The sequence below is a fragment of the Paenibacillus sp. J22P165 genome (assembly GCF_059692015.1).
Window position 1 is genome coordinate 93,762 of the sequence record NZ_JCAUAP010000016.1, and the last position, 15,945, is coordinate 109,706.

At 48.1% G+C, this 15,945-nt stretch carries 11 protein-coding genes; 5 read left to right on the top strand and 6 right to left on the bottom strand.

Annotation, left to right across the window (positions count from 1 at the left end; translation table 11 throughout):
- Window positions 1-32: 32 nt before the first annotated feature.
- The 3 genes from uvrA (at window position 33) to AC58QM_RS30760 (ending at window position 3,814) form a co-directional block, all read left to right on the top strand.
- Entirely contained in the window at window positions 33-2,915 is a 2,883-nt protein-coding gene (uvrA, locus tag AC58QM_RS30750; RefSeq protein WP_497288566.1) for an excinuclease ABC subunit UvrA, read from the top strand.
- A 259-nt stretch (window positions 2,916-3,174) separates the two neighbouring features.
- A complete protein-coding gene (locus AC58QM_RS30755; protein ID WP_497288567.1) occupies window positions 3,175-3,327 on the top strand; it encodes a hypothetical protein in 153 nt (50 codons plus the stop codon).
- 283 nt (window positions 3,328-3,610) lie between these two features.
- Complete coding sequence (locus AC58QM_RS30760; protein WP_497288568.1) at window positions 3,611-3,814, top strand: DUF2759 family protein; 204 nt, start codon at window positions 3,611-3,613, stop codon at window positions 3,812-3,814.
- A 79-nt stretch (window positions 3,815-3,893) separates the two neighbouring features.
- Here the strand turns inward: AC58QM_RS30760 and AC58QM_RS30765 are convergent, their stop codons facing one another.
- The 6 genes from AC58QM_RS30765 to AC58QM_RS30790 all read right to left on the bottom strand — a co-directional run bounded on the left by AC58QM_RS30765 (window position 3,894) and on the right by AC58QM_RS30790 (window position 11,937).
- Entirely contained in the window at window positions 3,894-4,862 is a 969-nt protein-coding gene (locus AC58QM_RS30765; protein WP_497288569.1) for a sugar phosphate isomerase/epimerase family protein, read from the bottom strand.
- Between the two features lie 51 nt (window positions 4,863-4,913).
- Window positions 4,914-6,068: an MBOAT family O-acyltransferase gene (locus tag AC58QM_RS30770; RefSeq protein ID WP_497288570.1), complete on the bottom strand. Its 1,155-nt coding sequence runs from the start codon at window positions 6,066-6,068 to the stop codon at window positions 4,914-4,916.
- 90 nt (window positions 6,069-6,158) lie between these two features.
- Window positions 6,159-7,076 (bottom strand): hypothetical protein, encoded by a 918-nt coding sequence (locus AC58QM_RS30775; protein ID WP_497288571.1) that lies wholly within the window; start codon window positions 7,074-7,076, stop codon window positions 6,159-6,161.
- 85 nt (window positions 7,077-7,161) lie between these two features.
- Window positions 7,162-8,361: a class-II aminoacyl-tRNA synthetase family protein gene (locus tag AC58QM_RS30780; protein WP_497288572.1), complete on the bottom strand. Its 1,200-nt coding sequence runs from the start codon at window positions 8,359-8,361 to the stop codon at window positions 7,162-7,164.
- A 7-nt stretch (window positions 8,362-8,368) separates the two neighbouring features.
- Window positions 8,369-8,620 (bottom strand): acyl carrier protein, encoded by a 252-nt coding sequence (locus AC58QM_RS30785; protein WP_497288573.1) that lies wholly within the window; start codon window positions 8,618-8,620, stop codon window positions 8,369-8,371.
- Window positions 8,621-8,673: 53 nt separating this feature from the next.
- The gene (locus AC58QM_RS30790; RefSeq protein ID WP_497288574.1) at window positions 8,674-11,937 is read right to left on the bottom strand and encodes an FG-GAP repeat domain-containing protein; all 3,264 of its coding nucleotides are present in this window, start codon (window positions 11,935-11,937) and stop codon (window positions 8,674-8,676) included.
- 219 nt (window positions 11,938-12,156) lie between these two features.
- On the opposite strand from AC58QM_RS30790, the gene AC58QM_RS30795 reads away from it, so the two are divergent.
- On the top strand, window positions 12,157-14,709 hold the full coding sequence (locus AC58QM_RS30795; RefSeq protein WP_497288575.1) for a U32 family peptidase: 2,553 nt from the start codon (window positions 12,157-12,159) through the stop codon (window positions 14,707-14,709).
- A gap of 215 nt (window positions 14,710-14,924) precedes the next feature.
- Window positions 14,925-15,929, top strand: a complete 1,005-nt coding sequence (locus AC58QM_RS30800; protein WP_497288576.1) for an endo-1,4-beta-xylanase — start codon at window positions 14,925-14,927, stop codon at window positions 15,927-15,929.
- Window positions 15,930-15,945 lie beyond the last annotated feature (16 nt).

Genomic DNA, 15,945 nt, shown 5'->3' on the forward strand with positions numbered 1-15,945 from the left:
CATCAGCTTCACATAGGAGAGGAAGGGTTTCTGTGTCTAGAGATCAGATCGTTATTAAAGGAGCGAGAGCTCACAATCTTAAAAATATTGATGTCACCATTCCACGGGATAAGTTCGTTGTACTTACGGGCTTAAGTGGATCGGGGAAATCATCGCTGGCCTTTGATACGATTTATGCAGAAGGGCAACGTAGATACGTTGAATCCTTATCTGCCTATGCGCGTCAATTCCTTGGGAATATGGATAAACCAGATGTCGATTCCATCGAAGGATTATCGCCTGCTATATCTATCGACCAGAAAACCACTAGTCGTAACCCACGTTCCACGGTAGGAACCGTAACGGAGATTTACGATTATTTAAGATTGTTGTTTGCTCGCATTGGGCGGCCTCACTGTCCTACCCATGGTATCGAGATTACTTCGCAAACCGTGGAACAAATGGTAGACCGAATTATGGAGTACCCGGAGCGTACGAAGATTCAAATTCTAGCACCACTTATTTCTGGGCGCAAAGGTGAGCACGCGAAGCTATTTGTGGATGTTCAGAAGCAAGGGTTTGTGAGGGTTCGTGTAAACGGGGAAACGGTAGAACTTTCCGAGAAAATTGAGCTCGACAAAAATAAAAAGCACACCATTGATGTGGTCGTTGACCGTATTGTGGTCAAAGATGATGTACAGACACGTTTGGCAGATTCTTTAGAAACTGCGCTGAAGTTGGCGAACGGTCGTGTTATCGTCGATGTCATGGAGAAAGAAGAGCTCTTGTTCAGTCAGAACTTGGCATGTCCGGAGTGTGGATTCAGCGTCGAAGAGCTTGCACCGAGAATGTTTTCATTTAACAGTCCATTCGGTGCTTGCCCGGATTGTGATGGATTAGGCAGTCAGATGATCGTGGATCCAGACTTGCTCGTGCCTGATAACAAGCTGACGATTGAAGAGGGTGCATTTGAAGCCTGGGCAGGAAGTACCTCCAATTACTATCCGCAGTTTCTTGCGGCAGTTTGTGAGCACTATAAGATCCCGCGCAATGTACCGGTATCTGAAATTAGCAGCGACCAAATGAAGGTGATTCTGTATGGAACGGGTGGCGAGAAAATCCGTTTTCGTTACGAGAATGATATGGGCGCATCCAAGGAAGCGTTAGTGCCATTCGAAGGTATTATTCGTAACTTGGAACGCAGATTCAAGGATACTTTCTCTGAGGGTATTCGCGAGCATATCCAGACCTACATGAGCACCAAGCCTTGTCCGAAGTGTAAAGGGCACCGTTTGAGGCCTGAAACACTTGCTGTAACGATTAACGGTAAAAACATCTCGCACGCAACTTCTCTTTCTATCGGGGAAGCGGAAGAGTGGTTTAAAGGTCTGCAACTGAATGAGCGTGAGTTGACGATTTCGAATTTGATCCTGAAAGAGATTAGAGCGCGTCTAGGCTTTCTGGTGAATGTCGGACTTGATTATTTGACGATGCACCGTGCGGCTGGCACTTTGTCTGGTGGAGAGGCGCAGCGGATTCGTTTGGCGACACAGATTGGTTCAAGTCTGATGGGTGTCTTGTACATCCTTGATGAGCCGAGTATTGGGCTGCACCAACGGGATAACACACGATTGATTCAGACGCTGGAGCATATGCGTGATCTAGGGAATACACTCATCGTCGTTGAGCATGATGAAGACACGATGATGGCAGCCGATTATATCATTGATATCGGTCCTGGTGCCGGTATCCACGGTGGACAGGTTATTGCTCAAGGGACGCCAGAAGAGCTGATGAAGGATGACAATTCCTTAACAGGTCAGTATTTGAGCGGCAAGCGGTTCATTCCGATTCCTGCGGTTCGACGCAAACCGAATGGCAAGTGGATTGAAGTGAAAGGTGCCAAAGAGAATAATTTGCGCAACGTATCTGCCAAAGTACCTTTAGGGGTATTCACTTGTGTAACTGGCGTATCCGGTTCAGGCAAGAGTACGTTGATTAATGAAATTTTGTTCAAAACGTTATCCCGTGATTTGAACGGTGCAAAAGTTCGTCCTGGGGAACATAAAGAAATTATCGGATTAGAGCATATCGATAAAGTCATCGACATTGATCAGTCCCCAATTGGCCGGACACCGCGCTCCAACCCTGCGACGTACACTGGCGTATTCGATGATATTCGTGATGTGTACGCGAATACGACAGAAGCTAAGGTACGGGGCTATAAGAAAGGCCGCTTCAGCTTTAACGTGAAGGGCGGTCGTTGTGAGGCTTGTCGCGGCGATGGCATCATCAAGATTGAGATGCACTTCCTGCCTGACGTTTACGTACCGTGTGAGATTTGCAAAGGCAAACGTTATAATCGTGAGACGATGGAAGTGAAGTACAAAGGCAAGAGCATTTCGGAAGTGTTGGAGATGACGATTGAGGACGGCTGCGAGTTCTTCAAGAACTTGCCGCGCATTCATCGTAAGCTGAATACACTTCTGGATGTTGGCCTAGGCTACATGACCCTTGGCCAACCAGCAACCACGCTGTCAGGCGGCGAAGCCCAGCGTGTGAAGCTCGCGGCGGAATTGTACCGCCGCAGTACAGGCAAGACGATCTATATTCTGGATGAGCCCACGACGGGGCTCCACATCCATGATATCGATCGTCTCCTGAAAGTTCTTCACCGCCTCGTGGAGAGCGGTGAAACGGTTCTCGTCATCGAGCATAACCTCGATGTCATTAAGACGGCGGACCACCTTATCGATCTAGGACCCGAAGGTGGTAACCGCGGGGGCTTGATCGTGGCGGCGGGAACGCCAGAGGATGTCGTGAAGGTGGCCGGGTCGTATACCGGCCAATACTTGAAGCCGATCCTGGAGCGGGATCGCGTGCGTTCAGAAGACTATGCGAAGCGATTGGATGTACTCGAAGGCTCCGTTAGCTGATAACGAATATAAAGCTTGGAATGTGGTGTTTGTTAACCAATTCCAAGCTTTTTAATTTATACAAGTGTAAATTTGCCTAAAGTTTGCTAAGACTTAATTGAATGATACAGGCTTCGACAATTTAACCCTCTATCCATGATTAAGGATGTAGGCCTATAATAATAGTAAGAAACAGTGAACATCTCCCGCTACCTAACTATAAACTTGATGATTGAGAGATATAGCAGTTCTAATATAATTCACGTTGTGGGGGCTAGTAATGATGAAACCGACGTTAGAGCTTCAGGAAATTGTATCTGCTTTAGGAATTGATCCTTTCCGTTTTCTAGCATGGCAGGAAAAAGAGCTAGCCGACACCAAAATTACTGGAATTCCGGCAGATGACGATCACCGTGATGCATTAGCCGTATAAGAATAGATCCAAGAATAAGTTAACAAGCCCGTACGGAATTATCCGTACGGGCTTTGTTGTTCGGAGTAATAAATAGTCGCACAGATGGACAATTTATACGTACAAGAGATATAAAAGAAATCTGCCTAAAGATCTTCGTCAAATTGGCCAAATCCCAAACAAAAGGTGACAAACTTGTTACACATCGATGCAACTACTTGCATCTCGTGTCCAATCGAGCTAACATAGTATTAAAATAGCAGGACGTGTGCCTTGCACCGAGTTACTATAAGGAGGTTTCACCATGTTATTCGCAGAAGCAGCTGAAGCATCAACGAGCACGTATACAAGCTTTGATATCTATGTTTTGATCTTCACGGTGGTTATTGCAATTGCCGTTATTCGACAATTGATTAGCCCTAAAAGAAATTTGTTTGCCCTCGGATTTGCAACTGTAGCTCTACTCGTATTCGGATTCATGGATGTTATCATGATCAAAGGCTGGTAGTACATACAAGCAACCAAACAAAAGCCCACAGGACGTTAGATCGTTAGATCTGCAGCCTGTGGGCTTTTTTTGTGTTATTTTACACCCACCACATTTCACCAAGAGGTTCCTTGATGAGTACTTGTTGTAGGTTCGATACGGCTTTGGAGAAGCCTTCGTCAACGGACATCAAGCCGTCTTCATGCTCGATACTAACGACATAGTCATAACCAACTAGACGCAATGCGGAGATGATGTCTGCCCATACTTTCATATCATGACCGAAACCAACGGAGCGGAACTGCCAAGCACGATCCAGCATGTTCGTATAGGACTGCATGTCCGTCACACCATGACGGTTCGTGTTGTTATAGTCATGCGATGTATCCTTCGCATGGAAGTGATGGATTGCGTTAGCACGTCCAAGGATTTGCACCGCTTGAACAGGGTCAATCCCTTGCCACCACATGTGACTTGGATCTAGGTTAGCGCCGATTGCTTCACCTGCAGCTTCGCGAAGGCGAAGAAGCGTAGCTGGCGTATGTACAGAGAAACCACCGTGTAGCTCAAGACCGATTTTGATATTGCGATCTGCAGCGAATTTACCTGTTTCTTTCCAGTAAGGAATGACTTTGTTCGTCCACTGCCAGTCCAAGATTTCTTGGAAATCGTTCGGCCAAGGCGCTACTGGCCAGTTCGGATATTTGGCATCCTCATGGTCACCAGGGCAGCCTGAGAACGTGTTAACCACAGGAACTTCTAGGCGTTCAGCCAGTTCAATCGTTTGTATAATAGCATCGTGAAACTCTTTTGCGATGTGTTTTTGCGGGTGAAGAGGGTTACCGTGTGCACTCAGTGCGCTAATCGTCAAACCGCGGGACTCTACCGCATGTTTAAATGCTTTAAGTTTTCCTGCATCAGCAAGTAATTCTGCTGGGTTGCAATGCGCAGTGCCTGGGTAGCCACCGGTACCAATCTCAACAGCGTCCAAGCCTTTCGCAGCAATATAATCTAACGCTTCCTCGAAAGGTTTTCCACCGAAAAGAACCATAAAAACGCCTAACTTCATTCGATTACACCTCCATAATTGATAAAACAATCAGTTCAAATTATACCACTATCAACCAGCAAAATGAAGCAAGCCTTTGTAGATGCGAAGCACGGTATCGTAGTTGGAACTGTAAATAATGACCGAGAACGTAACCAGTGTCTGCGTAACAAAGCAGCGGAAGTAGAAGTATGCTTTAGATACCTTTTTCTTATTCACGGTCGTAAGTTTGAAGATATTCTCAATGGCTATAATAATGCCGTGGTACAGCCCGTAAAGGAAGTACAACCATGTGAAGCCATGCCATAGACCCATCAGTACCATGATTAGGATGGATAAGCTGGCTGTGAGCCCCGTAGAGGGCGTTTTACGTGAGAAGAACATAAAGATGTGATCCCGGAAAAAATCGCCCAGTGTGGCATGCCAATTGCGCCAGAACTGCGTCATGGAAGGCGAGAAGAGAGGCTTCTTGAAGTTCTCAGGCATTGTATACCCCATTAAGCGGCCAAACCCAATCGCCATATCGGAGTAGCCCGAGAAGTCGAAGTAGATGAGTGCATAAAACCAGATCAGCAAGAACAAGGATTCCCAAGTGTGAAGCTCCTGCTTCAAAACATGATCGAATATGCCAGTCATCCAGGTGACGACAACAATTTTCTTAAATAAGCCTAAGATAATTCGTTTAACGCTGTCCTCAAAGAGCTTGGCGTCTACCGTGTAGGGCTTTTTGCTGTCGGCCATGAAATCTCGGAATTTCAGAATCGGTCCAGAGGTAAAGGTAGGAATGAACAACAGATAGTTGGCATAATCAATGGCCGGCACTTCGCCATCTTTGCCAAAGAAATAAGCGAAATAGTACGAATCAATCACTTTGAGAACGTTGTAAATGAGTCCTAAATAAATGATGGCGTCGAACAAGGGTGAACTGAAAACACCCATAACGAAAAAACGAACACCGAGAAAGACACCTATGATATTGGCGGCGATTCCGAAAATAAAGGTCGCTTTCCGCCAAATCGTCGTTCGACACAGATACACAAACCCGAAATAATTAATAATCGTAAAAGCCGCATAGAAAACCATGAGCTTCTTACTAAATAACAGTAGAAAGCACAAGCTGAATATGATCATCAAAATGCGCTTATTATCCGCCCACTTGCGGGTGAGCATCAGAACGGCAATCATGCCACTCATCGCGACCATCGCGTTCATGTGCATATAAAACATAGCTAAAGAACTCCTCGCTTGCTAGATCTTAGAACTTCTCGTAGATGAACAATCCCTTGCCGGTAAAATAAATGAAAACCAAGTAAAGCATCACGAGGTAGATGAGGATTTCGACGGTTTTCCTAAGGAATTTAACCATGTGTCAACCTCCTTCGTAAATAGCGGCGCACCATCTTCACGGTTCAAGTGAACGAGGTCATGGAAATAACGCGGATCGTACGTGTGCATCAAATCAAGCGTTGGTATATTCGCAGCCTTTAGCTGGGCGTTAACCGCATCCTTCAGTGAAGCGACATAGGGAGGATCGGCGTAGCCTTTGTTCCACGGCATCCAAATCACACGCAGCGCGAGCTCATGCTCGTCCGCATACTGGATTACCCACTGCAGGGCATCCAGATTGTCTTGAAAATCCTTCAAGGTCATGGCGCCGAACCGTTTGTCGTAGTCGTCCCATTTAAGCTTTAACGTTGCGTCGTCCTTGCGGCCTGGGTACAATTCCTTATCAATCCAGCGCGGCTCGTAAGTCAGACTACCTTTGCTTAAATTGCGAGCAAACTCCACACCCGAATCACGGAAGTAATCGCGGTATGTATACACATAAGGCTGGTACCAAGGTTTGAACCACTGATAGGTCGGATCTGTTTCGAGAGGGTCGAGCATCGTATGCACGTCGATCCCAATGACAAGCTCGTCCTTGACCTGGTAGAGGTCGTTCTTTAGAATGCCCTTCAAGTCAGTTAGCTTCCCGTAGGAAAGCCCCATCTCAACCAAATGGGCGTCAGACTTCTCTTCGATATAAGCACCCGTAACGGCCGAATTACCGAAGAAAACCGGACCCGAATGGGACCAGCTATGGTGGTAAAGCGTTTTGGTGAAGTCGTTTTTGTAAAAACGGCGTGAAGACGCCATCGGGTTCCACCAAGAAATGAGTAGGTCGGAGACGACGATGGCGAGCAAAAGGCCGAGTGCAAAGCTATTTTTTTTGAGAAAAGCAGCGGTTGCTTTCAATAGAATCACTCATTATCTTCGTAGTGGTTAAAATGAAAACCCAAGGACTCGTTCATAGAAGACGAGCACCCTGGGGTAATTGAACTTACAAAGCCTTCTCTTGCCAAGCGTGGTACTGCTCACGGAACGTGGCAGGCCATTGCGCCTCATCGAGGCCATATTGCGCCAAGAACGCGAACGCCCAGCGCTCGATACCGAAGCCTACGCAGCCTGTGACAGCGTTACGTTTGCCCATTTTGATATTAAAAGCGTTACCGAATGTATTACTATGGAAATTGACAGAGGAACATGCAATGGACTTCTTCACATGCGGAATGTTCAGACGAAGTTCATACTTCATCTCTTGGTTACGTTGGAAAGACGCTTTTACTTGGAAATCGTTCGTGAAGAACGGATCGTTCGCGATTTCCAATAAGCTGTCTACTTGCCATTCAACAGCCAGCTCTTTTAAATACTCGATTGATTTTAAGCGATTCTCTTTCACGAACTCAGGCTTACCGACGAAAATAATTTCACGCATCGAGAAGTCGAGCAGGCGACCGAAGTCGGAATGGTTTTTGGACTCGAAACGATGACATTTCGCAATCGCCGTCACAACAATGCCGTCGCCTTCCAAAGTTTCGTTCTCAAGTCCTTCATAGCAGTGGTAACACGTAGAAGGGTTCATCATGAAGTTAGGCTTCACCATGTTGTTATCCAGCGCCAAAGGCTTCTCTTGATCCCAACCACCAGCTTCACGGATCGTTTGGGAGAACGCCTCGATGACATCGAGATCCTCACGCAGATGCGTCACGAAATGAATGTGCTCAGGGAATGAAGTGAAATGATTGGTTTTGTTCAACGTATGACTATTGATAACCGCAGGATATTGTTCTTCTTGAACACCTTCGAAACGTCTCGCAATTTTACTGACGAACGAGTAGTCAAGGAAACGCATTAAGCTAGAGAAAGGTTCACGGAAGATGAAAAGGCCGGGCTCTAGCACTTTAATCGCTTTACGCTCAGCAAGTTCAGCGATAATATCGCCTTCATAAGGCGTGTCGACTTTATTTTCGAATAAAATATTTTCTTTAAATCCGAAATCACCGTGGGAGAAACGTTCAATCAGCCGCTCAACGCGTGCAGTAATCCCTTCATCGCCGTTAGGGGAGTTATGGGTTATGATGATTTCTCCATCGATTAAAAGGATTTCTTGAATATGCTCATCGGCGAAAGCTGATGCGTATTTGACTTGACCATGCTGGCTTTCAGCTAGGCCTGTAAGTGGAATTTTAACTGTACTCATGAATCCCTTACCTCGCAGTCTTCTTGGAAATAAATTCGGCAATTTCACTCACCGTGTTCATCGGGTAGAGCATCAAATCCTGATTCGTTACTTGCAGATTGTATGTCTTCTCGATATGAGCGATAAGTGCAGTCGCCCCAACGGAATCAATAAACCCATAATCGAACAAATGAACATCAACATCGAAATCATCATCGTCCTCGGCAATTTCGTAACGCTCGCGAATATGCTGCTCTAGCTCTTCTAATAAAGTAGACATGGGGAAAGCCTCCTGATTCAAATATGAAGTAAGTAAAGTAAATACTAATAGAGTTACTGCGCAGGCGCGACAGGACCGGTAAAAGTAAGTGTCGTCACATCCCCGTATCGGGTCAGTGTGTACGTGTGGGTTGGTGCATCATAAGTAAGTTTAACATCATCAGAAGGATTGAACTTAAGTTCACTTGTACTAAAGAATTTCACTTGCTGTAAACCTGCAGATTCAAGCTTCAACTCATAGGTGCTGCCTTCACCCGAAAGGGTGAAAGGGACATTTGAACGGACAACATGGAACTGTTGCGTTGTCGGGCCCACGCGAATTTCAGTCTTCTTCGCTAATCCAAGATAAAACTTGTTCTCAATTGTAGTGTAGACATCAGAATCACTTTGTAAGGAATATAGCGCGAGCTTGTCCCCTTTTTCAATGATGACGCCTAACGTATTCGCATACTCTTCAGCTAATTGAGAAACACCTGACGTTTCAGGTGTGAATGTGGCATGGAAGTGGGGATTGCCTGCGCTGAGAAGGTCCTTTAATCGATCCCACAGGTAGGAGCCCCAGGTTTGGTTGATCTTCACATCGCTTTGCATAGCGGTTAAGAAGGATTTGGCCATCTGTGTTTCCGACATAAAGTTATAATCATGCTTTGTACGAAGCTTGTCAAAGTACTCAGCGAATTCGGTTAAATTGGCAACCTTGATAGGATCAGGGAAATGGTATTCAATATGCTCAAAATAATCAATGGGCATATCCAGTTTGACCATCGACTCGAATACATCGATATTGGCATTGTCACCCGCTGGTCGTAAGACCGGTGTTGGTGCATGGATGAGCATGGTTGCATCGGTCTTTCCTTGCGTATCTTGCAAAAGGAAAGGAAGCGACCAGATCGATTCTGGACGAGCGAGCACAGGTGATTCGGAAGGTAAGAAGCCGAAGTTGTACCACATGCCTTGCTCTTTTTCGGTAAGAAGCGTCTGATCATGATCTTGATTATTAATCCGCCAGGTGTGCTGATTTGTGCCTGGATGTAACCATGGAATGCCAAGCTTTTTGAAAGCTTGTTGATGCAGGTTGAACTCTATTTTTTCGTCATCAGCACTTTTAAAATTATGCACAAAAGTATGCGGATTTAGTTGTAAATGATTCTTCTGAGCATAGTCAATGAACTCGTTTAGCTCCGCTTTATACGGAAAGTGCGGGTTATCGATCGATACCGGAGAGCCGAATTCGATACCACCCACGATGAGGTCGTCGTTGCCATCGTGATTGAGATCCAACCATAAAGGAACGGAATAATGCCCAGCCACCAACGCGTGGTTACCGACTTGGTTCAAGGTTGTTCCCTCGAGGGGACCTACATCTGTCCAAGAACCAGCATCTTCATGGATGAACACTTGAAGGTCCCCGTCACTGCTGCCAACCACGAGATCAGGTCGGCCGTCGCCGTTGAGGTCACGCACCGCAGGTGCGGCGTGTGTAGCGCGGTTGGGCAGCGGGAATAGCGAGCTGCCTTGGTCAAGATCAAGGGCCGCTGCGCTGCGGCCCCAGTACAGCCACACTCGTCCATCGGCTGCGCCTAGGACGAGGTCGAGCTTGCCGTCGCCGTTCACGTCGGCGACGGCTGGCGCTGCAGGCCCTCCGGGCAGCTGCAGCGCTTTCCCGCCCGCGAGCACAGCCGCGGGCTTGCCGAACCTGCCGCCCGCGAGCTGCGGCAGCTGCCACACCCTGCCGGACTCGTCTGCGACGACGAGGTCCGTGCGGCCATCCCGGTTCACGTCGGCGGCGTGAACGGCACTGTAAGGGCTGAGCTGGAGCGGTGCGCCGCTCTCCAGCAATAACCGGGCAGGCGCGCTGAACGTGTCGGGCAGCGCCATGCCCTTCGGAGGCGGCTCGCTGACGTAAGCCGCCTCATCCTTGCCAAGATTCGTGTAGACATACACGAATCCATCCGCGCTGCCGACGACGAGGTCGGTGCGGCCGTCGCCGTTTAGATCCGCGGCGGCCGGGTACGCGCGGTAAGGCAGTTCAATCGCGCTTTGCAGATCGCGATATGGCCCGAACGTGGCTTGCCGCAATGGAATGCCGGCAGCCATCACATGCAGTCCGCTCGCGTAGCCGGAGCCGGGCAACTCACCCACGAACGACGGCTTCGCGTTCGTTCCTGTGTTGAGCTGCACCGTCACGCTCTCGCGCCATTCACCCCAGTAGAAGGCGTTGCGCACGAGTGTAAACGAGGGAACCTCGTTATACTCTTTCAGCTTCTCCGCCCAAGCAATGCCGTCTTTCTGCTCGAAAGCTGGCATCGCCTCAAAATGGTTCTGAAACGCCATCGCAGGCCGTCCATAAGGACCAAGGCTCTTCTTCACGCTGTACCCGAGCGTTTCCTTCGAGACATAGGCGAGCAGCTCACTGCGGTACTGCATATTCGCCGCCGCGAAAGCGAAGTTAAAATACGGCTCAATCGGGAGCGCTCTTTTATTAAAGTAAGTCGTTCCTGGTGTTGCTTTGCTGGTCATAAAGTATTTCTCAGCGAACTGGGCAAAGCCTAACTTCGGATCCGCTCCGCTCGCCATATCAAAGCCCGTAGGGAAGTAGCGATTTGGCAATAAGTTACTGCTAATAAGTACGGCACCTTTGCCTACACGATTGTGCAAGACAAGGGAGACAGGCTGCTTCGACTCGAATGCTTTATACATGTTGACAACGGACTGCCCTGTAGATGGACTGAAGCCATATCCAAGATGAAATCCAGGCATATCGGCCATGCCATTATGCTTGAGATAGCTTTGTGTAAACAATTGAAACGATTGCTGAATGCCCTGTAAATTAACAGACACCTGTGGATAGCCAAGCGTCAGCGAATCTACGGTCTGAGGGCTTAAAACTAAGTTGCCGATTGGCGCTTTTTTCAAATCAACAAGTTGTTCAGCACCAAGAAAATCTAGCGGAAAGCGGTCGCTGAACTCATTTTCCAACAAAAGATGTCCGCCCTTTTTCACATAGCTCATAAGCTTATCCCTCTGCTTGGACCAGGTGGAATCTTGCGCTAGCGCAGGATCCAGATACAAAGCGTCATAGGAGCGCAGTTGGCGAGCCGAGAGAGAAATGATGCTTTTTCTATCAATGTGAACACCAGCTTGCAAGGTTTGTTGGAAATTACTATAAGCTGCGGTATCGTAAGAATCCCCGCCTGTTGCGTAAAGAACCTTAGTTTCCACATGTTTTGGTAAAAATAATAGCAAGAGCACGATGAGCAATAAGCCGAGGCTTAGCCCTATCAGGTATTGGAGCACACGAATTTTCGACAAATTCAAAAGGATCCCTCGATTGCTAGAAAGGTCACTATCCTTGCCATTATAGCATTCATGGGTACGTTTGTTAACTTCTAAAGGCATTGCTGTATGGCAGCATTGTCGGATATTGGCTTTGTGTGCAGTTATCTCCTGCCCTAGATTCCTACCTATCGTTTCTGTTACACTAAAGAGAAGACTTTGAGGATTACCCGAGGATTGATATTGAAAGGATTTGCTGCCATGCGTACGATACGCAGAGAAGATGTAGAATTATTGGCCCCTGCTGGGGATTGGGATTGTTTGCGAGCGGCTGTTGCCAATGGGGCGGATGCCGTATTTTTTGGTGTGGAGAAATTTAATGCGAGAGCGAGAGCGCATAACTTTACGATGGCAGAGCTGCCGGATATTATGTCGTTCCTTCATCTATATGGTGTTCAAGGCTTCCTGACGTTTAACATTCTCGTCTTCGAGGAAGAGTTGAATGATGCGAAGCAGTTGATTGATGCGTGTGTTGATGCAGGCGTGGATGCCGTGATCGTGCAGGATTTAGGTTTGGTCAAAATGATTCGTGAAATCTCCCCTGATTTCCCGATTCACGGTTCAACGCAGATGACGATTACATCGCCAGAGGCTGTTGAATTTACAAAACCGTTCGATATCGAGCGTGTTGTTCTGGGTCGTGAGAATAACCTGAAACAAATTAAACAAATTGGCGATCAAGCGAAGCTTCCGATGGAAGTCTTCGTGCATGGTGCTCTTTGTGTGTCCTATTCGGGACAGTGTCTGACCTCCGAAATGTGGGGAGGCCGTTCCGCTAACCGCGGTGAGTGCGCGCAGGCTTGCCGGTTGCCGTATGATTTGATGGTGGATGGTGAGCAAAAACCGATGGGGGATGTCACGTATTTGCTGTCGCCGAAGGATTTGGCGGCGATTGAAATCGTGCCTGAGCTGATCGAAGCGGGTGTTCGTTCCTTTAAAATTGAAGGGCGTCTGAAGACCCCTGAATATGTAGCTAACGTTGTGAGCAAATATCGCAAGGCAATTGATCGTTATTTCGAGGGGCAGGATGCGCGCCCATCGAAAGAGGAAGTGCGTGAGCTGCAGCAAAGCTTCTCACGTGGTTTTACGGTTGGGTTCCTGCAAGGGACCAACAACAAGCAGTTGGTTGACGGCACGTTTCCGAAGAGCCGTGGGGTTTTCGTGGGCCGTATCAAGCAGATTCTGCGCGATGCCGTGATCTGTGAGCTGGAGGCGCCGCTGAAGCGCGGTGACGGGCTTGTCTTCGACGCGGGGGACCCGACGAAGAAGGAAGAAGGCGGGCGCATCTATGATTTGCGCCGCAAGGGTGAGAAACTCGAAGGCGAAGCCGAGGGTGGCATCATTGAAATCGTCATGGGACGCAATGATGTAGAGCTTGGCCGTTTGCACGTAGGCGATCGTATCTGGAAGACGAACGATCCAGCTTTGGACAAACGTCTGCGCCAGACGTTTGAAACGGATAAGCCTTACCGTACATTCCCGGTAAGCGTGAAAGTGACCGGCGTCCTTGGCGAGACGCTGAAGAGCTGGTGGACGGATGTTCGCGGTGGCCACACCGTCTTCGTACAATCCGAACTTCCGCTGGTTCAAGCGGAAAAAAGACCTATGGACGAACAGCTCTTCACCGAGCAGTTCGGTCGCCTTGGCGGCACGATCTATGAGCTTGCCGAGCTGGATGTCCAGCTGGACGGCGCGCTGATCGTGCCGATGCGTGAATTGAACAGCATGCGTCGCATGGCTGTCGAGCTCATGGAAGACGAGCGGCAGAAGCCGCGCGCGTACATCAAGCGCGAAGTCGGCGTGTATGACGACGTGCCTGCTGCTGTGACTGAGCATCACGCGGCTGTTACCGCTGTGAATGCACCTGCTTTATCCCTCGCGGATCGTAACGCGGTCGAGTTGACTGCTTTGTGCCGTAACTTGGAGCAAGTGAAGGCAGTTCTTGCAACGACGGACGTTGGCTTAATCTACGCTGATTTTGAATTTATTAAGCAGTTTCCTGCTGCGGTTGAAGCCGTACATGCTGCTGGGCGCAAGATCGCGCTCGTGACACCACGGATTCATATGCCAGGGGAAACAGGCTATTTTAACAATATACTCAAGCTGAAACCAGATGCGGTTCTTATTCGAAATACAGGCGCAGCCTATTATTTCTTGAAGCACCGGTTTGAGAATCCGGATGCACCGCAACCGCAGCTGATCGGTGACTTCTCACTGAATATTGCCAATCATAAAGCTGCTGATCTGTTCTTGGCTGCCGGGCTTTCAAAGGTTACGCCTTCCTATGACTTGAACATTCAGCAGATGGTTGACTTGCTTCGCCGCGCGGAGACCTCCAAGCTGGAAGTCGTTATTCATCAGCACATGCCGATGTTCCACACCGAACACTGTGTATATTGTACGTTCCTGAGTGAGGGAACGGACTTTACGAACTGTGGTCGTCCATGCGAGGAGAAGCGTGTATCCTTGCAGGATCGCGTTGGAATGTCGCATCCTGTGCGTGTGGATGAAGGCTGCCGGAATACGGTGTACAACGCGATAGATCAATCTGGTGCCGAGTATTTGAACCACTTCATGGATCTGGGCATCCGTTCGTTCCGTGTAGAGTTCTTGGAAGAGACGCCAGAGAAAGTAACGGAAATTCTTGATTTGTACCGCAAAGCAATCGATGGCCAAATCAGTGGGACGCAAGTATGGCGTTCACTGAAGGCAACGAACCAGTTGGGTGTAACCAAGGGTACTTTGGTCAAATAAAGAGTTGCGCCTAGTGCGCTTAGCCGCCTCACGACGATTAGTGTCGGGGGGCGGTTTTTTGTCGTGTTGATAGGGGGAGGCGCTAGGTGCTGTCCTACCTAGAAAACTCCTTTAATCTATTGGGTATAACCTAAACTTCGTAGGGTATGAAACGTTCGAGGCAGACGATATAATAACTCGCGAAAGCGCTTTATTTTGTGAGGAGGTCATTTTACATGACGAAAGATAGCCAAATACAAATAGCTTCCCTATATCAAAAGTTTGAGCAGTACTTCGATATTGGTGCAGCTGTAAATGCCAAAACCATTGCAACGCAGGCCGACCTCATCAAACGGCATTATAATAGTGTAACTGCAGAGAATGAAATGAAGTTTGCTGAGATTCACCCCGATCCAGACCGCTATACGTTTGGGGCGGCAGATGCGATCGTTGATTTTGCAACCATTCAGGGGAAAAAGATAAGAGGTCATACGCTAGTGTGGCACAATCAGACACCAGACTGGGTATTCGAGGGACCTACAGGAGCACAAGCAACGAGAGAAGAACTATTGACTCAGATGCAACAGCATATTGAAACAGTGGTGAAGCGTTACCGCGGCCACATATACGCATGGGATGTTGTGAATGAAGCGATTGAAGATACAACAGATATCACGCTGCGTAAATCCAAGTGGCTGGACATCATTGGTGAAGATTACATCGCGAAAGCTTTTCATTTTGCCCATCAAGCAGATCCTAATGCGCTCTTATTCTACAATGATTACAATGAAACCAACCCAGTGAAGCGTGATAAAATTGCTGCGCTTGTATCATCCTTACAAGATCAAGGTGTACCGATTCATGGTATCGGGATGCAGGGACATTGGAACCTTCATGGCCCTTCCATTGAGGAAATCCGCGCCGCGATTGAGCTCTACGCTTCTCTTGGCGTACAGCTTCAAATAACAGAGTTAGATCTGTCGGTATTCGAATTCACAGACAGACGAACGGATCTCACAGAACCAACCCCTGAAATGTTAGAGCTGCAGGCGCAGCGATATGAGCAGATTTTTGAGCTGTTCAAAGAGTACCAGAGCTGTATTACAGCAGTTACCTTCTGGGGAGCGGCAGATGATTACACATGGCTGGATCATTTCCCGGTGAAAGGGAGGAAGAATTGGCCCTTCCTGTTCGATTGCCAGCAGACACCGAAAACGGCATTCCATCGGATTATGAAGTAGGAAGAAGACATTAGAC

What these genes read in the sequence shown, in the direction of transcription:
- AC58QM_RS30755 (WP_497288567.1), top strand. Translation starts at nt 3,175, where the DNA reads ATGATGAAACCGACGTTAGAGCTTCAGGAAATTGTATCTGCTTTAGGA.
- AC58QM_RS30780 (WP_497288572.1), bottom strand. Translation starts at nt 8,361, where the DNA reads ATGAGTACAGTTAAAATTCCACTTACAGGCCTAGCTGAAAGCCAGCAT.
- AC58QM_RS30770 (WP_497288570.1), bottom strand. Translation starts at nt 6,068, where the DNA reads ATGTTTTATATGCACATGAACGCGATGGTCGCGATGAGTGGCATGATT.
- AC58QM_RS30785 (WP_497288573.1), bottom strand. Translation starts at nt 8,620, where the DNA reads ATGTCTACTTTATTAGAAGAGCTAGAGCAGCATATTCGCGAGCGTTAC.
- AC58QM_RS30800 (WP_497288576.1), top strand. Translation starts at nt 14,925, where the DNA reads ATGACGAAAGATAGCCAAATACAAATAGCTTCCCTATATCAAAAGTTT.
- AC58QM_RS30795 (WP_497288575.1), top strand. Translation starts at nt 12,157, where the DNA reads ATGCGTACGATACGCAGAGAAGATGTAGAATTATTGGCCCCTGCTGGG.
- AC58QM_RS30765 (WP_497288569.1), bottom strand. Translation starts at nt 4,862, where the DNA reads ATGAAGTTAGGCGTTTTTATGGTTCTTTTCGGTGGAAAACCTTTCGAG.
- AC58QM_RS30760 (WP_497288568.1), top strand. Translation starts at nt 3,611, where the DNA reads ATGTTATTCGCAGAAGCAGCTGAAGCATCAACGAGCACGTATACAAGC.